This window comes from Lacrimispora sanguinis (assembly GCF_044987295.1).
In the GTDB taxonomy this organism is placed as follows: Bacteria; Bacillota; Clostridia; order Lachnospirales; family Lachnospiraceae; genus Lacrimispora; species Lacrimispora celerecrescens_B.
The window spans coordinates 1,363,761-1,386,272 of record NZ_CP173277.1 but is presented as its reverse complement, the minus strand read 5'-3'; the positions used below and the strand labels follow the sequence as shown (position 1 = coordinate 1,386,272).

Here is a 22,512-nt window from a genome sequence, read left to right as displayed (position 1 = left end):
TTCGGGGTATGCTTTTTTTATGTGATAAATCACAGATAAAGGTATAAAGTCCAACTTTTGAGATAAGGAACAAGCTGGGCCCAAAGCGTTGCAGTGCACTTGTGAAAATTATATAATATTGTTAACAGAAAAGCAAAAATATAGAGAGGAGATCCTAAATTTTGAAACAATATAAGACCATTGTGAATGGTGCGACCATGGCTGGACTGGCAATTGCTTCATGTGATCCGGAAGGAACGCTGATTGTGGATCGGGGAAACCAGCTGGCAAGTGATTTTTATGCCAGTATGCGGGCAGATCCCATGCCGGAGAGAGTGATACAGGGAGAGGCAGCCCGTAAATTCAGGGCCGGCATGGAACAGTATCCATCTCTTGTTCAAGATGGACATTTTGCAATAACCGAAGGGATGCCCGCTTTGGGAAGATATGTGGAAAACCAGAAATTACAGATATTATTCGATTTCTCCATCATATCCCGTAAACAAAATATGAATCACCTCACACTCACAGGGATCTGCCGAGATGAGATCTATCACATACAGGCAGAAAATTATGTTGACACTACCGAAGCATTTGCACAGCAGGCTGCTGATGGAATCGTAACCGAAAGTCTGAACCTTCTGATCTGGAAGAACGGAAAGGACCCGGTGATATGCCCTCATGCCGCGATTCATGATTTTCCGACTGGCGGATATTACATTCTTGAAATGCCGGTAGACACCGAAATGACATATCCGCAACTGCGAAAACAAGCCCTTGAGTTGTTTTCTTGCACGCGAACCGACAGCAGCGATCTTTTGCTGAAGGCAGCGGATCGGATATGCGTCAGGGGCAGGCAGTCATCGGTTATTTCTGATTCAAATGGTTTCATCTTGTGTTCCTGCTTATCGGAAGATCTGCTGCACGCGATAGAACGTGGGGAACAATTCTGGAGGGATTACTTATGCTGATGTTTCAACAGATTCTCGAACATGGAGAAATAACAAAGGAACAACGAGATAATGTCTCTTTTTCTAACCATTATGACGCGGTCATCCTCGGGGGCGGTACCGCCGGAAGCATTGCGGCAATCTGCCTTGCTAAAAAAGGACGGCACATTCTGATCGTAGAAAAGCAGAATTTCCTGGGCGGTGTACACAGCGGGGCCATGTTCCATTACTATCAGGGGTCACCCGGCGGGATCTATGAAGAGTATGACGCACAGATCGAACAGCAAAAAAAGCAGTATCGTCTTCCTGAGGTGTTTGGGTCTCACCCACTGATGCGTATGTACGTGTACGAACAGGAACTGGAGGATACAAACTGTCAGATCAGCTTTGATTCCGCTTTGACCGGTATTTATACAGATGGCAGAACAATTGCAGGCATTCAGTACCTTACTCCTTTCGGGCTGAAAGAAGCTTCAGGGGATTACTTTATTGATGCCTCTGCCGAAGCGGTCCTTTGCCGAATGGCCGGATCCGCTAAAAAGAGCGGAAGAGAATTCGATGGCCTGTCACAGCCATTTTCCAATGTACGGCAGTTTTTCGAAAAAGATACTTGCCGCGTAACTTTTGATAACATAGATGCGGGTTATGTCCGCCAGGAGCTGCCGGAAGAATATGCCGGCCACATCATCGCATCCCTTAATAATCCCGTTTACAGCAACTGGCAGAAAGATCAGATCACCATGGGAATGTCCCCGCTTTTGGGAGTTCGTGAGGGATTTGCCATAGATGGAATCCGGCAGCTGTGCATGGATCAGGTAATACAAGATAAGGAACTTACAGAACCGTTGTTTTTTTCCAGTACAAACATTGATAACCATGTGAAGGATATGGCTTTTGAAAGTCAGACTCTATGTGATTGGGTCGTTGGACTTAGTATGTGGTCCACCCTGGTTTCGGTGCCAATCGATAAGGAAGTGATGATTCCAAAAGCACTGGATAATGTGATCGCAGCCGGGCGGATTTTATCACTGGATCACGACATGGCTTCGCATACGCGAATGATGCGCGATTGCCAAAAGTCAGGTGAAGCGGCAGCAACTGTTGTGGAAGAGGCCCTTTGCCTGGAACTTCCGCTGCAGGATGTGCCCTACCAGGCACTGAAGGAGAAGCTGACTCAAACAGGCTGCCTTTCTTTGGAAAATCATTATGTATTAAAAGACAATCCTCCGCCTGGACGTGAACGGATCTCCCATTTTGATTTAACAACGGAACAGATCCGCAAGGGCATGTTATCCGATAGTCCAGGTTTTGCAATGCTGGCTGCATGGAAGATGCGGATCACAGAGGCATTAAAAAGCTGGCTGAACGAAGACAATATTAATTTGCAGGTAAACAGCGCATTGGTATTGGCTTTGTACGAGGATGATTCAGGCTTTTCGATCCTGAACGATACGGCACAGCGAAGAGACTGCTATCTGCCACAAACCAGTAAATCGTACAATTCCCTAAGAGGGATCAGTGCCGTTTACGCATTGGGAAGGCTTCACAATGCCAAGGCAAGTGAACCGCTTCTGCGTATGATGCAGCAAAATGAAACCTTTATAAACGACAGGGTGCATTTTGATAAATTTATCGGCCATATGCAGGATTATCGATTCCAATATGTGAGTCATCTGGTTCGTGCCCTTCTTACAATTGCTGATTACCACCCGGATTTGTGCCGGAGTATTTATCAAGGGATAGACGAAATCGTTATGGCTCCTCAATTTACGGTATCTAGCACGCTAAAGAGCAACCCTGACTGCTTACATGATATGACAGGAAGCTTGCGAAGCTATATTCAATGGAGAAAAAATAAAGGAGAGAGAAAATTATGAGCAAGACGATCGACATTACGGCAATTATCGAGGGCCTGGGCGGCATCGATAATATTGCAAAAGCAGGGAACTGCATGACTCGTTTGCGGGTGACCGTTCATGATGCGGCATTGGTAGACAGGAAGAAACTGCAGGCGGTCCAGGGTGTCATGGGGCTGGCGGGAGATGAGAGCAATCTCCAGGTAATCCTGGGACCAGGTAAAGCTGACGCAGCCTGCCAGGAGATCCGTAAGATACAGGGAGGCGAATCACAGGCCTCCGTAGATCATGTAGAGGAATTTAATCAAAAGAAAAAGGGCAGAAACGAGATCTTTACCATCATCTCTCAGATCTTTACCCCACTGATTCCTGCCTTTGCCGGTACGGGCCTTTTATACGGTATTATGAAGCTGCTGCAGTATATTTACATCTACTTTGGTGTCCAGCTGTTTAATCCTGCGGGAATTGCAGATGGAGGTTCTGTTTTTATGGCAGCGCTCAGTGTGATCGCCGGTTCTTTCTTCTCCATCATGAACATTGCAGTTGCAGGTCAGGCCGCCAAGGTTCGCGGCGGAAATTTGTTTGTAGGCCTTGCTGTCGGCGCAATCGTTACAAATGTTGGAGCCTTAAACGGTATTTCCATGGGCATCATGAATCTGCAATTCAAAAGCGGCCTGGGCGGAACATTTGCCGCACTGATTGGCGGTATGTTGGCTGCTAAAATTGAAAAAAGCGCAAGAAAGAAACTTCCGAATTCACTTCAGATCCATTTCCCCGCTTTATTTTCTGTTGTGATCACCGGTTTGGCGTTGTTGTTTATCATCCAGCCCATTTGCGGTATTGTAAGTGACGCCCTCAGCACTGCTATCCTGTGGCTGGTTTATAATGCCGGTGCGCTTGGCGGCGCTATTATTTCCGGTACCTTCCTTTTCCTGGTCGCTATGGGGATTCATCACATTGTTACGCCGATCAACACCTTGCTGCTTCAGGAAGTTGGCTATACGTGCCTTCAGGGCTTTACCTCTTTGGCAGGTGCAGGCCTGGCAGGTGTTGCAGTTGGCTTACTGATCCGTTACCGCGACAAGAAAAAGTACGGCAAGCTGCGTTCTGCTGTTTTCGGCAACATTCTGACCCAGCTGCTCGGTATCTCGGAACCTATGATTTATGGTATTTCTCTGCCGCTGTGGAAACCGTTCCTGGCTGCCAACTTAGGAGGTGCCTGCGGCGGCTTTGTATTAGGCTTATTTAAGACCCAAGGCGCAGAAACAATGATGGTGTCCGGACTTTTGGGCGCACTGGTCAACACCAAGCCTCTGGCCTATTTGCTTGGATACGCGACTGCAGTTACTGGCGCTGCCTTCTTTACCTGCTTGCTTGGCGTAAAGAATGAAAACATGGCAGTGTTCTTAGATGATGAAACGGAGAATAGCAATGCTTAAAAAGGATTTTTTATGGGGCGGTGCAATTGCAGCCAACCAGTGTGAAGGTGCTTATGAAGCAGACGGAAGAGGCCTTGCCAATGTAGATGTACTTCCTCATGGGAAAGATCGATACGCGGTTGCTTCCGGTAAGATGAAAATGCTTAGTCCTGATGAGCAGCATTTTTATCCCACGCATCAGGCAATCGATTTCTATCACAGCTATCCTGACGATATACGGCTTTTATCCGAAATGGGTTTCAAATGCCTCCGCATCAGCATTGCATGGAGCCGCATTTTCCCCACTGGTGAAGAGGAAGCGCCAAACGAAGCAGGGCTTCGTTACTACGAAAACGTATTTCTTGAATGCAAAAAGTATGGGATGGAGCCGGTGGTCACCATTAACCATTTCGACTGTCCGATCCATCTTATCCGTAAGTACGGCGGCTGGCGCAGCCGTGAAATAATACCTTTGTTTGCCAAATATGCTAAGTGTCTGTTTAAGCGGTTTCATGGGATGGTAAGGTACTGGCTCACCTTCAATGAGATTAATATGATCCTCCATCTTCCGTTTTTAGGTGCCGGTCTGGTTTTCCAGGAAGGTGATCAGGAAATACAGGTAAAGTATCAGGCCGCGCACCACGAATTGGTGGCAAGCGCTCTGGTCACCAAAATCGCCCATGAAATAAACCCTGATATGAAAATCGGCTGTATGCTGGCATCGGGCAGCGTATACCCTTACAGCTGCCGACCAGAAGATGTGCTTTGCGCCCAGCAGAGGTCGCAGGAGTCTTACTTCTTTACGGACGTGCAGGCCAGAGGTTATTATCCGGAATATTCCATAAAACGCCTGGAGCGCGAAGGCGTAACTTTACATATGGCTCCTGAGGATGAGGTAATCCTGCGTGAAAATCCCGTAGATTTTGTCTCCTTCTCCTATTATCAAAGCCATTGCGCCAAAGCGGATATGCCGGATTTGAAAACCTTGAGCAATGTGGACGGTGATGTTAAAAATCCTTATCTGGAATGCAGTCAGTGGGGGTGGGGCATTGATCCCATCGGTTTAAGAATTACCCTTAATGAACTGTATGACCGTTACCAAAAGCCGCTGCTGATTGTTGAAAACGGGTTTGGCGCAAAGGATGAGATCTCGCCGGATGGGAAGATCCATGACCAGTACCGCATCGATTACCTGAAAGCGCATATCAAAGCAGCTATGGATGCAGTTGATTTAGATGGGGTAGATCTATTTGGCTATATTACCTGGGGCCCCATTGACTTAGTCAGCGCAACTACCGGAGAGATGAGCAAGCGCTATGGTTACATTTACGTGGACCGGGATGATCTTGGCTGCGGTTCATTGAGACGAATGAAAAAGGACAGCTTTTATTGGTACAAAGAAGTAATTGCATCCAATGGTTTAAGTGTGCTGCAGTAAACGCCGCAGATGCAAGGTGTCTCAATCCAGGACACTTACTAAAAATAAGTATAGATAATAAGAGGTACATCTTCAATAAAGAGGATGTACCTCTTATTATGTTATGTTTCGCTGGATCAGGGAAACCACGCAGAACTTACGGCTTAGGGTATTTTGGTTCGATTTCATTAAATAAATAACAGTGCGTGGTTTTCAAAGAATAGCGAGTTGCAAAACTACAGGGAGGTAGCTATATTTACAGTAAGGTCTCAGATGGGCAGGCAGATTGTTTCCGGCATTATCCGGTCTAAGGTCTAAATTCTAATTTCGGAAAAGGAGAACAGATATTGAAAACAGCAGGGAAAACAGCCAGTGCTCTGGCAGCAGGGCGGCGAAAGGAGGAAATTGCGCAAGTTATAGGAAGGATGAAAAAAAGCTGGCAGCTGTATGCGATCATTGCACTGCCCGTGATGGTTCTTCTGATATTCAGCTACGGGCCGATGTACGGTCTTCAGATTGCTTTTAAAGATTTTGTACCGACCAGGGGATTTGCAGGCAGTAAGTGGGTTGGAATGAAGCATTTTCAGACATTTGTTACTTCTTATCAATTTGGAAGGTTGATCAAAAATACGTTATTAGTCAGCCTGTATTCTTTAGCGGCAGGTTTTCCGGCGGCTATTATTTTGGCAGTGGCAATTAATGAATGCAAAAGCAAATGGTATAAGAAGACGGTTCAGATGATAACTTATGCGCCGCATTTTATCTCTACCGTAGTTATGGCAGGTATTGTTATTATGGTTTTATCTCCCTATTCGGGTGTTGTCAATAATATTATACAGGCTTTTGGAGGAGAAAGGATTGACTTCATGGCGAATGCAGGATACTTCAGGCACATTTATGTATGGTCTGGGGTATGGCAGAATATGGGCTTTAATTCTATTATTTACATATCCGCCCTGGCATCCATAGACCCGACTCTTCACGAAGCTGCAGTGGTGGACGGAGCCGGCAGGTGGCAGAGAATATGGAATATAGATCTTCCTGGAATTGCTTCTACCATTATCATCATGCTGATTATGAACTGTGGACATATTATGTCTGTCGGATATGAAAAGATTCTGCTTCTTCAGAATTCGGTGAATATGTCAACGTCTGATGTTATTTCCACGTATGTGTACAGGATCGGTCTGCAGAATGCCCAATACAGCTTTTCAACTGCGGTTGGATTGTTTAACGGTGTAATTAATTGTATCCTATTGGTTTCGGTTAATAAGATTGCCAAGCGGGTCAGTGAAACAAGTTTATGGTAAGGAGACGATTGGCGATGAAACGAGAGGATATGGCTTTTTCTTTTATGGTATATGTTTTACTGACTTTTGTACTGATTATTATTGCGTTTCCTCTGATTTATCTGGTAAGTGCGTCTTTCAGCAGTCCGCAGGCTGTGATATCCGGAAGAGTCTGGCTGCTTCCGGTGGACTTTACGATAAAAGGATATGAGGCAATTTTTAAAGACAGCAGCATCATCAGAGGCTTTCTAAATTCTCTTTACATAACCGCGGTGGGAACCGGAATTAATATTTTGATGACAGTAATGATGGCTTATCCCATATCCAGAAAAAAGTTTTACGGGAGAAAAGCTTTCACCATGTTTATGATGATAACCATGTTTTTCGGAGGCGGACTGGTACCTACCTTTTTATTAATCAATCATCTGCATATGTACAATACCTTTTGGGCGGTTATGGTTCCGGGCTGCGTGGGAATCACGAATGTCATCATATGCCGGACCTATTTTGAGTCCAGTATTCCAGAAGAACTGTATGAATCAGCTTCCCTTGATGGCTGTGATGATTTTGGATTTCTTATAAGAATTGTTCTTCCGCTGTCAAAACCAGTGCTGGCGGTTCTGGTTCTGTATTATGCGGTGGGCCATTGGAACTCCTATTTTAATGAGATGATTTATTTGGAAGACAAGGTGAAGTATCCGCTGCAGGTGGTGCTGCGCCAGATCCTTATTATGAGTCAGGTTGCAGATGAAATGATGCTGGATTTTTCAGCAGCAGAGCAGGCACAGGGCATGGCAGATTTATTGAAATATTCTACCATTGTAGTATCCAGCTTACCAATGTTGATTTTATATCCATTTATTCAGAAGTATTTTGTGAAGGGTGTTATGATTGGCTCCGTGAAGGGGTGAAATAAGGGTCATTTATATTGTAAGTTAGTTTGGGAAGCCAAACGGAAGAGAGGAAGAAAATATGAAAAAAGAAAAAGTTTTGAAACTTGCAGCGTCAGCTATGGCCGCGGCGCTGTTAGTTACGGGCTGTGGAACTTCTGGTTCCGAGAAGTCCGCAGGAGCGCCTGCAAACGTGAAGCAGTCAGAAGCAGCACAAGCGGAGGCTGTAACACCGGCAGGAGAGTTTCCCATTGTAAAAGAACCGATTACCTTAAAAGTAGCAACGATTGATGCGACTTATGTGGGACCGCTAAAAGATGTGGATTTCTGCAAATGGTATGAGGAAAAGACGGGAATTAAAATTGAATGGACGGAATTACCCAGTGATGGATATAAGGAGAAACTGAATCTCATGCTTACCACTGGAAATCTCCCGGATGTTATTCTGGGTATGTCGGTTTCTTCCGGTGATGTTTCTTCTTATGGAGAAGACGGAACGTTTCTTGGGCTTGATGACTACATTGAGAAATATGGAGTGGAAACTAAAAAGATCATGGAGGAACATGATCAGCTGAAAGATATGATCACTTCTCCAGATGGCCATATATATGCGTTGCCATACATAAACGAAGCTCTTCATAATCAATACCGTACACGCGGCTGGATCAATCAGGACTGGCTGAAGGCAGTAGGAATGGAGATGCCGAAAACAACAGAAGAATTTGAGGCGGTATTGCAGGCCTTTAAAGACAAGGACCCTAATGGAAACGGTATTGCTGATGAGATTCCAATGCTTGGCAATAGCTCTAAGAAGAACGGAATCGTTAATTACCTGATGAATGCATTTATCTATATGCATGACATGGATTCCAACGACCCGTCGTCAACCTCTTATCTGTATTTAGATGACGATAGAAAGGTTCAATTCTCACCTGAAAAGGATGAATACAAAGAAGGACTTTTATGGATTAAGAGCCTGATTAAAAAAGGTTTGATTGACAGTACTTCTTTTACCCAGGATGAAACTCAGTTTAAGCAGATTTTAATGAATGAGGGAAGTGCAAAGGTGGGAGTCATAAGAGCGGATCTTATTAACACTTATCTGTTAGAATACAACAGCACTCCGGACCACCGGGTGGCACAGTATTCTGTTTTGGAACCGTTAATAGGGCCGGAAGGCTTTCAGTATCAGCCCTCTAACTTATATGCGAGCGTACTCTTAGGGAATTTTATCATAACAAGCTCCTGCCAGAATCCCGAAGCTGCGTTCCGCTGGGCGGACGGCTGGTTTTCAGAAGAAGCAAGCTTTATGGCATGGTACGGACAGGAAGGAAAGGGTTGGATTCAGCCTCCGGAAGGATCTGTAGCCATGAATGGGGAAAAGGCTTTATATCAGAGACTACCTGTCGAAGGTGCGGATCAAACCATCCGCGTTACCAATAAGTTTGGTAATAACACCGCTAAGATGAGGGAAAGTGAAGTGTACTTAGAAGGTGACCTGGCACAGAAGTTTTCTACGGAGCCCATTCTGTATTTTGCAACCAAGAACAGTCTGGTCCCATATGCGAAGCCGGAGCATGTAGTTCCTCCGCTCATGTTAACCAGAGAAGAATCCGCGGAGATTTCCAACATCAGAACCATGATCAATGATTATGTGGAAGAAAATCAGGCAGTGTTCTGTCTTGGAACCAGAGATATGGATAAAGAATGGGATTCCTATATTAAGGAGTTCTCCACATTGGGATTGAATCGTATGCTGGAGATTTATCAGACGGCCTATGACAGACAATATGGCAGCAAGTAAAATCACATAAAGCAGAAATACTGAGGCATGGGGGCAACTGTGTCTCAGGTTTTTGCATGTAAATCGGAATGAAATCGGAGGGATAGATTACGTGAGAATAATAGCCAAAAAGGGCTTTGTGTTTCAGATATGGCGGTCATTTATATTATTTATTCTGATACCGGTCATACTGTTAAACATCGCTATCTCTTACATACTGCACGATATGGAAAGTACCATAAAAAATGCGGCAGAAACCCGGTTATTTCATGCACAGTTTCTTTTGAACCAGAACATTACAGATAGTTTATCGGCAGTAAGAAAAATTGGAAGCGACTATAATATTCAGAAGATGTCCAGTTTACAGAAACCCTTGACGCTGATGGATTATGAAACCTTACGGAATGTCCAGAAGTTTTTCCGTAATATGGTGACTGCCAATGATGCTTATTCCATCAGCGTATTATGCAATGGAAGCAATATTTTTGTGACTGAGAATGCCTTTTGCCTGGATCTGGATGAATTTTATCGTAAGGCTTATGGATTTGATCAGGTTCCTATGGAAGAACTGAAGGAATATGGGCATGCGGGAAAACGTTTGATTTTTTACCCTTATTCCAGCTATAACAGCGGTGAAGTGAAGCGAAACGGGATATTTTATAAAACAGTTTTGACTCCTTATGCCGGTAAAAACACAGGGGCTACGGCTATTATATTTTTTAATGAAGAAAACCTCCAGAATATCCTTGGAGATTCCAATATTTGGAATGGGATGACTTACATAATGGATGCGGGAGGACGGGTTCTGTATCAAATAGGGAACGCAGAATTAAATCAGGTAGTTTTTCCGACAGAACCTGGTTCAGAAGAAATACGGCGCCTCCCTGAAAAGTATTTTGGAAAAGATAATTTCGCCATGGCGGCCGGCCTTTCCACAGGACTCCAGATCGTGACTGTGATCCCAGAGAGAAATCTCCTTATGCGTACGGGAAGCTTAAGAAGCTTTATTTGGATATTGAATGGAACGACTTTGATCATGTGTTTGATTTTATCCTTGTCCATGGCCCAAAGGAGAGGACGGATTCTTTACAATGCGCTGGAATTGATGGATCATGATGCAACCGGCTCAAAGAATGTTTTTTCCGCCCTTTATAATTCCGTCAGCAGTATGGTGGATGCGAATGTCTCCCTTAAAAATGCCTTGGGAGAGCAGAAAAAGCTTATTAAGTCCGTATTCTGGACCCGTGTTTTAACGATTAACTCCATGTCTGATGAAGAGCTGAAGCATCTGGCGGAAAGCGCCGGAATTCCCTGGGATGCAGCCGGATATTGCTTGCTGCTAATTGGGTTTGGCAGCGAAAATGAAGTAGAAGCGGAGTATTGGAACCTTCTCCAGCAGAAGAGAAACAGAGTTTTGGAGGAGATCAGCCAGGATCATACACTGGTTAATTATGTTGGAAGCAGTGGGGGAGACCAGATCGTTCTATTATTCCCATTAGAGGAGGAACTGTGTGAAGACTACAGGAATTATGTGACAGAAAAGATGGAAGAACTGAACCGCCAGAACCCTACGGAACTTTTCGTATGCAGTACTGTATTTAAGGATTTAAGGGATATTTACAGTGCCTATTCCATGTGCAGCAATCAGATGAATCTGTGGGGAAGTTATATGGAGTCCAGAGGAATCGTCTGGTGCAGCGAGGAGGAGGTCGGAAAAGAATTCGCATTTTATTTTACAGATCAGCTAAAGGACCAGATCGTATTATGGATAAAATCAGGGCAGCAGGAAATGGTGAAAGAAAGCTTCCGGCAGATCCTGGAGGAAAATTATTTAAATCGGCATATCAGTGCAATTATGGAACAGCTTCTGATTTCCAAGCTGAAGCTGACCCTTCTGGGGGCATATGACAGACGAATGAGCGTGAATATGACAGAAGTTTTTGAGCATATTGACAAGATTCAGACCGATGCATGGAGGTTTTCCTATATTCTTCGGGTAGCAATAGACATGTGTGGTCATTACATGGCTGGAATTCACAGCCGTGAAGAGAATCTGCAGAAGAAAATTATCGGATATATTGATAAGCATTTTTCAGAGTGCGGTTTCGGATTATATTCTGTCGCAGAATATTGTAATTTTAGTGAAACTTATTTTTCGCAGGTCTTTAAGGAGATCATTGGGGAGAATTTTTCCGTCTATGTGGAGAAAAAAAGGATGGCCTATGCATATCAGCTGATTACAGAATCGGATGATACGATTGAAACGGTGTCAGAAATAGTTGGCTACAGCAATACCAATGCATTTCGTAAGGCTTATAAGCGGTTTTATGGCGTAAGTCCAAGTCAATGCAGAAAAAAATAGGCAGGGGCAGGCGGTCAGATAAGGTTAAAAATAAAACGAAAAAGGAAAAGGAGATTTATTTAGGATGAAGAATTATGAGTTATGGTATGAAAAAGAAGCCCCGTTTGGGTATGAAAATATTGCCTGTTTCGAACCGGAAAACATTCCGGACGAAGGCTGGGAGAACTGGTCCCTTCCCCTTGGTAATGGTTATATGGGCGTAAATGTTTTTGGGCGTGTGAATACCGAACGGCTGCAGATAACAGAAAATAGCTTATCCAATCCCTACGTTCTTAAGAAAGGGGGTCTGAATAACTTTTGCGAGCTGTATCTTGATTTCGGTCATGAGCATGTTGAAAATTATAAGCGGGGACTCCGGTTGAACGATGGGACTGCATATACAACCTATCGGGAGAATGGGGTGGATTATACCCGGCAGCACTTTACCAGCTATCCAGACAAAGTTTTTGTCACTAAACTCTCCAGCAGCGCCAAAGGCGGTTTGTCCTTTACAATTCGTCCGGGCATTCCCTATGTTAAGCCTTATTTAAACGAAGAAGGGGACGGTATGGGGAAGACCGGTAAGATAGAAACCAAGGATAACCGCATCACATTGTCAGGCATCATGGAGTATTATGGAATACAATACGAAGGACAAATTCATGTAGCCATTTCTTCCGGAAAAATTGTGACAAAGGAAACAACGATTGAAGTCACACAGGCTGACAGTGCAGTGATTTTAATGGCTGTGGGCACTAACTATAAAATGGAAAGCCGTGTATTCTTAGAGAAAGAACACCAAAACAAACTGGCCCCGTATCCTCATCCCCATGACGCTGTTACAAGCATAATCAATGAGGCGAAAAACTACAGCTATGAAGAATTATTAGAAAGACATAAACAGGATTATTGTCCTCTGATTCAAAGGGCAAGCATAGATTTAGGCGGTGATAAAGAAAACGTTCCTACAGACGTGCTTTTGGAGGAATACCGGATGGGCAGCCGCAGCAGATATTTGGAGGAATTATATTTTCAATATGGCAGATACTTACTCATTTCTTCCTCGCGTCCAGGAACCTATCCGGCAAATCTCCAGGGAACCTGGAACTGCTATGAGAAATCCCCCTGGTCTGCCGGCTATTGGCATAACATCAATGTCCAGATGAATTATTGGCCTGCTTTTAATACCAATCTCCTTGAGATGTTTGAGCCGTACATCGACTACTTTAAGGCTTATCGTCCCCTGGCCGAAGAATTGGCCTCCGATTATATCAAACATCATTTTCCTGAAAATTTTTCAGATAAAGCAGGAGAAAATGGCTGGATTATCGGCACCGGCGGATGGCTTTATAAGATATCAGGCATGAGTGAACCGTTTACAGGACATTCCGGTCCGGGAACAGGGGAACTTACCTCAAAGCTTTTCTGGGATTATTATGCTTTTACAATGGATGAGAATCATTTAAAGGATACTGTATACCCGGCAATATTATCCTTATCCCGTTTTTACCAAAAGGTGCTTATCTTACAAGATGATAAACTGCTGGCAAAGTATTCGGCCTCGCCGGAACAAAGGCAGAATGGAGTTCATTACCACACCACTGGCTGTGCGTTCGACCAGCAGATGATATATGAAAACTATTATGACACACTAAAGGCAGCAGATATTCTGGGCTGCCAGGATCCTTATATTGAAAAACTCAGGGAGGATATTAAGAAACTGGATCCGGTGCTGGTGGGAGAATCCGGACAAATCAAGGAGTACAGGGAGGAATCCCATTATGGTGATATCGGTGACCACCACCACCGTCACATTTCTCATCTGATTGGCCTTTATCCGGGTACGGTGATCAACTGCAATACCCCCCAATGGATGAAAGCGGCTGAATTCAGTCTGAACCAAAGAGGCGATGAGTCCACTGGTTGGTCAACTGCTCATAAGTTAAATACATGGGCAAGACTTAAAAAAGGCAATCGGGCATATGACTTATTAAAAATGATCCTCTCTAAATGTACCTTAAATAATTTATGGGACACCCATCCACCTTTTCAGATTGACGGAAACTTCGGGGCAACGGCCGGTATTGCAGAAATGCTGCTCCAAAGTCATGAGGACTGTATTCACATTCTTCCGGCCCTACCCGATGAATGGAGTAATGGTGTTTATTCAGGTCTTACGGCTAGAGGGAATTTTGAAATTTCCGTTACATGGCAGGAGCGGCGTGTAAAGACCCTCGAAGTTTTGGCAAAATCCAATGGAATCTGCAGGATCTTTTTAGGTGATGAGTACAAAGCAGATTGTATTAAGGACGGATCTATCACCTTTACAGCAAATGAAGGTCAGCGCTACAGCTTCGACTTTTCATGACACAGCAAATGGATCCTGGGAAGAAAAGTGAAAGAGGGTAATAGAAAATGATTCAATTTACTCAACAGGAATTAATAAATCTGAGAGAAAAAGGAAGAAAGCATCCTCAGATCATTGCAAAGATAAAAGAAGAAGTAAAAGAAATGATGGTTCAGTCTGCAAAGGTGCCCAAGCAGGGAATTGCCAACTGGTCTCTTTATTATTACTGCCCCAACTGCTCCGTACGTTTAAATTTTAACTGGAATGACGATCATCATCATCAGTGCCCTTCCTGCGGGCGGCTGTATACAGGAGAACCCTATGACAGCTCCTGGTGGGGAATTGCAAACAGCAAAAACTATACAGCTGCGTTACATATGGGATTTATATATCTGATTACGGGAGAAGAAGATTACGCCCAAAAAGCCATTCATATGATGACGGAGTATGCTAGATATTACAGGAATTATCAGGTTCATGGCGATATTCCTTACAATGGTCCGGGAAAGGCCGGAGCCCAGACGCTTGATGAGGCTAATTTTCTGCGCAGCTTTGCCATGACTTATGATCTGCTGTCAGACTGTATGACAAAGGAGCAGAGGGAGCTGGTGAAATATGAAATGCTGCTTCCCGGTGCAGAATTTCTTATGGAGAACAGGCACAGTCAGCTTCACAACCATGAGGTGGTCATCAATTCCGCCGTTGCAATTATTGGCCTGATATTTGGAATTGACCGATACATTCAATTTTCAGTTTATGAGCCTTATGGTCTTTTGTACCAGCTGGAAAAAGGAACGAGTCCGGATCACATGTGGTTTGAAGGGGCATTTGGATACCATTTCTATGCGCTTGCCAGTTTTTTTGCATATGAGAAGTTTGCACTGCATACACCCCATAGCCAGATCAACCACCCCAACTATAAGGTAATGATGGAACGTTTGCTTGATTATCTGGAACCGGAATTTAGGATTCCAATGCTGAATGATACCAACTATGGCCATACATCCACCAGCTATTACTTATATGAATTTGCCTACCGGGAGTTTGGTGGTGATAAGCTTCTTTATGTACTGAATCAGCTTTATGAACGGGAATCAAGAGATAATCTGGAAGCTTTCGTATATGGGGCCGATGTGCTTCCCCAATGTACGGTTGATTTTGACAATTACCATGTGGAAACAGGGCAGCCAGGCTGTACGGTCTTGCGAGGGAAAAATGGAAGATATCTTCTGCTTAAGCACGACCGTTACGGCGGTGAGCATGACCATTATGACAGGCTGGATATCAGCTATCTGGCTTATGGAAAGCGAATATCCCCAGATCTTGGAACAACAGGATATGGTGCAGTTTTACATTATGATTATTACAAGAATACAGGTTCACACAATACCGTAAATATCGGAGAAGAAAATCAATCCCCGGTACTGGGAAAGCTGGCCAGGTATGAAGAAATAGATGGAATCATTTACGTAGAGGCAGAAGCAGACTGGACTTTGCCCTATGAGATGCCTGACAGTTTTACAATTAGACAATGGAAGGAAGAACATTACCGCACGGTAAAGATGGTGAGGAAAATCGCGTGGACAGAAGACTACTTTGCAGAGGTATTCCTGGTTAAAGGAGTAGAAGGGGATTTGCCGGTTGATTGGGTTATGCATTTTTCAGGGGATCTTGTTTCCATTCCGGAAAGTACGTCAATCGAGAATTTCTCCGATAAAAAACCATATCGTCATCTTAATTCCATGAAGAAGGCTGATTTTAAGCATACTCCGGCTGAGAGTGTGGTATCCGTCTATGATGACGGCGGAGTGCAGACTTCGGTATTTTCCTGGAGTGGGGGAAAGGAATTTTACTTTGGAAAGGGACCGGATAATCCTTCTGTTACAGAAATCAACTACCAGATAGAGCGGACATATGGAACGGAAGCAGTTTTTGCTCATGTGATTTCAAGCAGCAGAGGTTCCTGTTTAGTAAAAAATGTTGAATTCACCTGGCAGGCAGGGGGAATGAGGATAGATGTGGAAGGATCGGCTGAGACGAATATTGGGAGGTTTACTCGTGTGATTCATATGTAATAGGAATGGACTGAACCAATAAACCGGAGAGTTTTTGCTGATCAAGAGATACACTTCCTATGACCGGTTTCGGATAGAAGAGGGAGGCTTAAGATATTTGCATATATTGGCTTTTATGTTATAATATTAAAAAAAGGGTATTGGAGGTGTAATTTGGCACAGCAATATACAAAAAAAATGATTCGGGATATGTGCATTGAAATGCTGAATGAGCGCCCCTTGAATAAAATTACAGTAAAAGATATTGTTACAGCCTGTAATATTAACAGAAATACTTTTTATTACCATTACCCGGATATATATGCAATTCTATCAGAAATTTTCCAGTCGGAGCTTCAAAATGCCATTGATGAATATAACGATACTCTTTCATGGGAGGAAGGCTTTCTTGTTGCGACTAAATTTGCAATGGAAAACAGAAGAGCCGTTTATCATGTATATAATTCCATGCAGAGAGAGGAATTGGAAAACTATATTTACAGCGTCTCCGGAAATGTTATGTACCGTTATGTTGAAAGAGAAAGCGAGGGGATTCAAGCCTCCACCAAAGATAAAAAACTCATAGCCTCTTTCTATCAATGCGCTCTTACTGAAATGGTGCTGCGCTGGATAGGCTCAGGAATGAAAGAGGATCCAAATATAATCATCAGACGCATAGGCGAGCTTTTTGACGGTCATATTACACTGTCTCTTAAAAGGAGCGGAAAATTTAATTTTTAAATATAAAAAAATCAAATGGATAATAAGATTATAAGGTCTAAATGCTAGACAAATAAGCCCCAGTGTTCAAAAATCGAACACTGGGGCTTATTTGTCTAATGAAAAGTTGTGAAATAAGATATATGATTTATTTTGATATACATTACTTCAGTTAACATTTAAACTAAAAATTTTGAAAGAGGGGCTAAGAATGAAAATTAAAACACATGATGAAAGACTTACTCTTACAAACGGCACATATCATGCTTTGGTTCATGCTAGAAAGCCGAAAGGAATCGAAGATAAGAAAGCTTACTTAATCGGTACAGGCATCGGTGCCTTGGCTGCAGGCTGCTTTTTGATTCGGGACGCCCATATGGACGGCAGCAAAATTGTTTTTTTAGAGCAGCTTGACATTCCCGGTGGTTCTTTAGACGGTGCAGTTATGCAAAACGCAGGTTATGTAGCACGCGGCGGCCGTGAAATGGGCCAGTGCTTCGAGGTCCTTTGGAACTTGTTCAGCTCTTTACCATCCACAGAGGATCCGAATATGACTGTATTGGATCACCTGTATTATACAAACCTTGAAGACCCCAACTACAGCAATTGCCGTATTACAAAAGAACGCGGCGTTCGCTATGACAACGGTAAATTCAATTTAGGCCAGGAGCTTGCAAAAGAACTTGCTATGTTTGTAGCAACTGCCGATGAAGTGCTTGAAAACAAAACCATAGAAGACGTATTCTCCGACGAGCTTCTTGACAGTGATTTCTGGACATATTGGAGAACGATGTTTGCCTTTGAAAACTGGCACAGTGCACTTGAAATGAAGCTTTACATGAACCGTTTCATACATCATGTGGGCGGTTTGCCTAACCTTTCAGCTTTGCAGTTTTCACGCCATGACCAGTATACTTCCTTCGTAATGCCTATGGTTAAATATTTGAAGGAAAATGGAGCAACATTCAGATATGGAGTTAACGTAAACAATGTCGAGTTTGCAATTTCTCAAGAAAAGAAGGTTGCTACAAAGATTGTTGCAGTAGATAAAGAAGGAACAGACATTTCCATAGACTTGTCGGAAAATGATTTAGTATTTATTACAAACGGTTCCATGACAGAAGGCTCCGGATATGGTGATGACAATACGCCTGCTCCTTTCAATAAAGAGCTTGGCGGATGCTGGACGCTTTGGAAAAATATCGCTGATCAATGCGATGAATTCGGAAGACCGGATAAATTCTGCGGAGAGCCTGAAAAATCCAATTGGGAATCCTGTACTGTTACATGCCATGACGAACGCGTACCCCAATATATTGAAAAGATTACAAAACGCTCACCTTATACAGGCCGTACAGTAACAGGCGGTATAGTTACCGCATTGGATTCTTCATGGCTTATGAGCTGGACAATAAACCGTCAGGAACAGTACTACGGACAGCCTGAAAAAGACGTTGTAGTTTGGGTATACGGGTTATTCTCCGATGTTCCGGGAGACTATATTAAAAAGCCTATGAGAGACTGTACCGGTAAGGAAATCACAAAAGAATGGTTGTATCATATAGGAGTGCCTGTTGATGAAATAGAGGAGTTAGCCAATACATGTACAGCTATCCCAGTAATGATGCCGTTCATAACTTCTCAATTTATGCCCCGTGAATCTGGTGACCGTCCTTATGTAGTGCCTAAGAATGCAGTAAACTTTGCTTTCCTTGGACAGTTCGCTGAAACATTGGATGATCCCGGCCGCGATACAGTATTTACCATTGAATATTCCGGACGTACAGCTATGGAAGCCGTATATGTTTTAACCGGAGTGGAAAAGGGTGTTCCCGAAGTATTTGCTTCCCGTTACGATATTCGTTATCTTCTCAGCGCAGGCGTATGTCTGCTTGACGGAGAAAAACTGGAATTAGACTTGCCTCCTATTAAAAAGAGCAAGATTATGAAGCAATTAGCAGGAACGGACATTGAGGTAATGCTGAAGGATTGTGGGATTTTATAAATTAACCGAAGTTATGAAATTAGATAAAAATGTTAAAATCCCGGTTTTTTAAAGCCGGGATTTTAATTTATAGCCAGTCAAAACGGACCTAATCGTGCAAAGGGGAATTTTCCATGAAGGACAAACACGACATTGAACCGCGCTGTATTCCCTCAATTGAAGCCATCCAGGAGCAGTATGAAAACCAGCTGCGAAAGGAAGCTTCAAAGTTATTAGAGGATGAGCACAATAAATTTACAGACGGGCAAGAAAGCTTTTTCAAGGCCTTTAGAAGATTTGAACAGATAATCGAAAGCTCTGTGGCAGATGAAAATACAGATATTGAATATTTTGAAAAATACAGGGCCTATGTTGAAAAGGAAACAGCAAATCAGGGTCTGAAAATAGAGGAAATTGAAACTCTTATTGAGTACGAGACTTTTTTTCTTAAATGGGAAAGGCGGGTTAGCTATGAGAGCAATCATTATTCCCAACACAGAAGCAATTCCGCTACGAGATACAGGGTTGACCGTATAGAGCGTCTAAAAAAAGAGATAGAAAAGCTTTTGGAAAGCTCTGCCGAAGCGTGGGAATTTTATCATACCCGTCAATTGCTGAGTGATATAAAAACCCAGCATCAGCAGCGTTTAGTAACGGTTCCTTATGTAATGGAAGCAAAGGAAAAGGTAATAGATTCTTTAAATCTTGGAATGCCGGTTTATATTGTAGGGCATTTAGGAAGCGGAAAGACCCAGCTTGCCACGGAAGCCGCCATGGACTTTTCAATACAGAATAAAATTCAGGCAGAACTTGAAGATCAATTAGAGAAATGGTATTGTGCCAATCCAAAGGCCGGGGAAAAAGAGGCTATTGAAAAATTCAAGGAGATATATACACAGCGAAAGCAGTATTATAAGGAAATATTGACAAATGGAACGCAAGAAGAAATTGAATCTTTGCAGCCGCTCTTTATATCCGGTTCTCACAATCTGACCTATGAAGATATGTTTGTGGAGAAGACACTTACGCTCAAACATAGCTTTTCTCAAAAATCCTATATTGATTATCTGGATATGATCATCGGAGATTTTTATCAGTGGCTGCATGAAAACGAAGATAAGCTTCAGCAGATGACGGAAGAAGAAAAGCTTCAGCTTAAAATACAGATCTGGAACAGCTTCTCCGATTTATTGGTTGCAAGCAACAGTGCCTTCGGTACGGAAATCAAGAAAATTGAGAAGGAAATATTAATCGCGGTAAAAGAAGGCCGGCCTGTAATTATTGACGAGATTAACACCATCGCAATGCAGAATCTCATTGGATTAAACGATATACTGCAGCACCATGCAGGGCATACGGCTTATATTACAGGGGTAGGCCCTGTATTGATTAAGCCGGGGTTTGCTTTTATAGGAACAGGAAATCTGTCTACCCAGATGGTTAATTACGAAGGCACAAACGAGCTTAACCCTGCGTTTAAATCCCGGTTTGTAACTATAGAATATAATTATGTTTCCCAGAATACCAAAGGCTCTATGGAAGAACAGGCAGACCCGGAAAAAAATGAACTTTTCAGAGTTATTATTGCAAGGCTTTCGAATGCCAACGGAACAATTCAAATTCCCAATCCCAAACGGACCATTGAAGAGCTGTTTCGGTTTTCTCAGCTTTGCCGTGTTACCCAAAATGTATTTATGGGCAAATGGAAGGATGAAGAACAGAAGGATTTTTCCGGCGGGGAGCTGGAGCTTAGAGAATCCGTATTGTCTATAAGAAATATTCTGCAAGTTTTGGACAATTGGAATCAAGGAGAAGAAAAGGATTTAAGCAAGGCCCTGTGGGACGGATTTATAAGCTCTATCACTTATTCCGACGATCAGAATTATATTCTTTCTCAGGCGGTGCGCTTTGGCTTTTTTCCGGCAGAGGAAGGTTGGAAGATTGAAACCAAAGGCATGGGAGAATCAACCACCACTTACGACGAAATCAGAACCCGCCCTTATCGCTATGTTCGCTCCAAAACCCAGACCTTGAGCCATTTGGATGTAGTTCATATGCTTTTTGGAAAGGGGACCCAAAGAAAAAGTATACCGGAAGAATTAAAGAATATTTTTCAATCGGACCTGGAAGATACGCTGAGGATTGATGCAAAAAAATATCAGCTGCTAGATCAGAAATTATCCCATTTAGAACATTCAAAAGCTCTCCTTGAGCATCTGGAGAACAAGGGAGGCTAAAATGAAGCTGAATTTATCGGTAGATGAGGAAGAATTTAAAAATCAGGTAAAAGACCTAAGGCAAAAACTAAATAAAACTCGGGAAACAGGCATTTTAGAAGATGATTTTGAAAAATGTCTTGAAGTGCTTTCAGCGAAGGAGGAAAAGCTTCTTACGGAGATGATTCCCCATTACAGAGCATATACAGGAAATTCAAAAGACGTCATAAATACAGAATTTATAACAAGACTGGGAGCCTGTGGCTTTGAAGGATTTTTACAAAGTGTTTTAAGGATTTCCGAGGATATGTTTATTACTGGAAGCACAGATTGTGCATTGCGGTTTTTTCAGATAAGCAAAAGTACGGAACCTTCCGGCAAGGAAAGGATTCAGGAGGAATGGAGTCCGCCTTTTAATGATATGAAAGAAAAAATCTCGGCCTTTCACAGGCTTAATAAGAATGAAATTCTGCTTTTTGGAAGCAAAGGCGGCGGCTATTTATTATCGTGCAGCAATTTTAAACAAATCCCCAATGGAAGCGGGGAGATGCATATAAAAAAGATAGAGACAGGAACAGGAATGAGTTGGTTTGGTCAATGCCTGTCCGTAAGCGATAATTTGATTGCCGCGGAAAGAGAGCAGGAAGAGCTGGTCTTGCTGGAAGTAGTTAAAGAAAAAGAAAAATACCGCCTGATTCTCCATAAAGACGCTTCTCTTCCTATTTCAAACATAATCGGAATGGAGAAAACAGGGGCTGATGATTTTGCTGTCGGCACCGAATCAGGAGAAATATATTTTATAAAACGGAACTATAATAATCTTTCTATAGTAAATAAAATTAAAATTCCAGATTGCGAAATACGCAAAATCCATAGTCTTGAAAATGAAAAGGGGAAGAAGGATACTCTTTTGTCCATAGGGAATAATGGTAAGCTTCATATCATTTCTCTTGACGGGGCGTATATAAACATTCTTGATGAAGGAAATTTTCTTAAAGGAAATCTTTTTGATGCAGAGTCTTCAAAAGGAACAGCCGTAATATTAAGCGAAGACGGAATTATATATTTGCTGGAAGAAAATTTCGGAAAATGGCATATCAATAAGGATTCAATTATGGAAGGAGCCTTTTTTACCGATGTGCTGAAGCTTTATCCATCAAAGTATTTGCTGATGGGGGTAGAAGGCGAATTATGCACACTAAATATTAACAGAATCGATACCCCAGAAGCTTTGTGGGATTTGCCGTTATATCAGTAGGAGGGGAAGG

14 protein-coding genes are annotated in these 22,512 nt (G+C 42.9%); all 14 read left to right on the top strand.

Annotated features, from left to right (window positions below; genetic code table 11):
• The first annotated feature begins 161 nt into the window (after window positions 1–161).
• The 14 genes from ACHZES_RS06485 (at window position 162) to ACHZES_RS06420 (ending at window position 22,502) form a co-directional block, all read left to right on the top strand.
• A complete protein-coding gene (locus ACHZES_RS06485; RefSeq protein ID WP_395548725.1) occupies window positions 162–950 on the top strand; it encodes a hypothetical protein in 789 nt (262 codons plus the stop codon).
• On the top strand, window positions 944–2,806 hold the full coding sequence (locus ACHZES_RS06480) for an FAD-dependent oxidoreductase (RefSeq protein ID WP_395548726.1): 1,863 nt from the start codon (window positions 944–946) through the stop codon (window positions 2,804–2,806). Before ACHZES_RS06485 ends, ACHZES_RS06480 begins: the two co-directional genes overlap by 7 nt.
• Window positions 2,803–4,224: a PTS transporter subunit EIIC gene (locus ACHZES_RS06475; protein WP_395548727.1), complete on the top strand. Its 1,422-nt coding sequence runs from the start codon at window positions 2,803–2,805 to the stop codon at window positions 4,222–4,224. Before ACHZES_RS06480 ends, ACHZES_RS06475 begins: the two co-directional genes overlap by 4 nt.
• A complete protein-coding gene (locus tag ACHZES_RS06470; RefSeq protein WP_395548728.1) occupies window positions 4,196–5,641 on the top strand; it encodes a 6-phospho-beta-glucosidase in 1,446 nt (481 codons plus the stop codon). Before ACHZES_RS06475 ends, ACHZES_RS06470 begins: the two co-directional genes overlap by 29 nt.
• Window positions 5,642–5,967: 326 nt before the next feature.
• Window positions 5,968–6,930, top strand: coding sequence for an ABC transporter permease (locus tag ACHZES_RS06465; RefSeq protein ID WP_395548729.1), 963 nt, complete (start codon window positions 5,968–5,970; stop codon window positions 6,928–6,930).
• Between the two features lie 14 nt (window positions 6,931–6,944).
• Window positions 6,945–7,820 (top strand): carbohydrate ABC transporter permease, encoded by an 876-nt coding sequence (locus tag ACHZES_RS06460; RefSeq protein WP_286173553.1) that lies wholly within the window; start codon window positions 6,945–6,947, stop codon window positions 7,818–7,820.
• A 61-nt stretch (window positions 7,821–7,881) separates the two neighbouring features.
• Entirely contained in the window at window positions 7,882–9,603 is a 1,722-nt protein-coding gene (locus ACHZES_RS06455; protein ID WP_395548730.1) for an extracellular solute-binding protein, read from the top strand.
• Between the two features lie 91 nt (window positions 9,604–9,694).
• Entirely contained in the window at window positions 9,695–11,944 is a 2,250-nt protein-coding gene (locus ACHZES_RS06450; RefSeq protein WP_395548731.1) for a helix-turn-helix domain-containing protein, read from the top strand.
• Window positions 11,945–12,008: 64 nt separating this feature from the next.
• Complete coding sequence (locus tag ACHZES_RS06445; RefSeq protein WP_395548732.1) at window positions 12,009–14,291, top strand: glycosyl hydrolase family 95 catalytic domain-containing protein; 2,283 nt, start codon at window positions 12,009–12,011, stop codon at window positions 14,289–14,291.
• Between the two features lie 47 nt (window positions 14,292–14,338).
• Window positions 14,339–16,345 (top strand): heparinase II/III family protein, encoded by a 2,007-nt coding sequence (locus ACHZES_RS06440; protein ID WP_395548733.1) that lies wholly within the window; start codon window positions 14,339–14,341, stop codon window positions 16,343–16,345.
• A gap of 153 nt (window positions 16,346–16,498) precedes the next feature.
• On the top strand, window positions 16,499–17,065 hold the full coding sequence (locus tag ACHZES_RS06435; protein ID WP_395548734.1) for a TetR-like C-terminal domain-containing protein: 567 nt from the start codon (window positions 16,499–16,501) through the stop codon (window positions 17,063–17,065).
• Window positions 17,066–17,255: 190 nt separating this feature from the next.
• Window positions 17,256–19,049 (top strand): oleate hydratase, encoded by a 1,794-nt coding sequence (locus ACHZES_RS06430; protein WP_038284174.1) that lies wholly within the window; start codon window positions 17,256–17,258, stop codon window positions 19,047–19,049.
• 113 nt (window positions 19,050–19,162) lie between these two features.
• Window positions 19,163–21,265, top strand: a complete 2,103-nt coding sequence (locus ACHZES_RS06425) for a hypothetical protein (RefSeq protein WP_395548735.1) — start codon at window positions 19,163–19,165, stop codon at window positions 21,263–21,265.
• A 1-nt stretch (window position 21,266) separates the two neighbouring features.
• Window positions 21,267–22,502: a hypothetical protein gene (locus ACHZES_RS06420; RefSeq protein ID WP_395548736.1), complete on the top strand. Its 1,236-nt coding sequence runs from the start codon at window positions 21,267–21,269 to the stop codon at window positions 22,500–22,502.
• The last annotated feature ends 10 nt before the right edge of the window (window positions 22,503–22,512 follow it).

Bases quoted from the DNA above. Each gene is read 5' to 3' on its own strand.
- ACHZES_RS06445 (WP_395548732.1), top strand. From the start codon at position 12,009: ATGAAGAATTATGAGTTATGGTATGAAAAAGAAGCCCCGTTTGGGTAT.
- ACHZES_RS06420 (WP_395548736.1), top strand. From the start codon at position 21,267: ATGAAGCTGAATTTATCGGTAGATGAGGAAGAATTTAAAAATCAGGTA.
- ACHZES_RS06480 (WP_395548726.1), top strand. From the start codon at position 944: ATGCTGATGTTTCAACAGATTCTCGAACATGGAGAAATAACAAAGGAA.
- ACHZES_RS06475 (WP_395548727.1), top strand. From the start codon at position 2,803: ATGAGCAAGACGATCGACATTACGGCAATTATCGAGGGCCTGGGCGGC.
- ACHZES_RS06460 (WP_286173553.1), top strand. From the start codon at position 6,945: ATGAAACGAGAGGATATGGCTTTTTCTTTTATGGTATATGTTTTACTG.
- ACHZES_RS06430 (WP_038284174.1), top strand. From the start codon at position 17,256: ATGAAAATTAAAACACATGATGAAAGACTTACTCTTACAAACGGCACA.
- ACHZES_RS06470 (WP_395548728.1), top strand. From the start codon at position 4,196: ATGATGAAACGGAGAATAGCAATGCTTAAAAAGGATTTTTTATGGGGC.
- ACHZES_RS06455 (WP_395548730.1), top strand. From the start codon at position 7,882: ATGAAAAAAGAAAAAGTTTTGAAACTTGCAGCGTCAGCTATGGCCGCG.
- ACHZES_RS06440 (WP_395548733.1), top strand. From the start codon at position 14,339: ATGATTCAATTTACTCAACAGGAATTAATAAATCTGAGAGAAAAAGGA.
- ACHZES_RS06425 (WP_395548735.1), top strand. From the start codon at position 19,163: ATGAAGGACAAACACGACATTGAACCGCGCTGTATTCCCTCAATTGAA.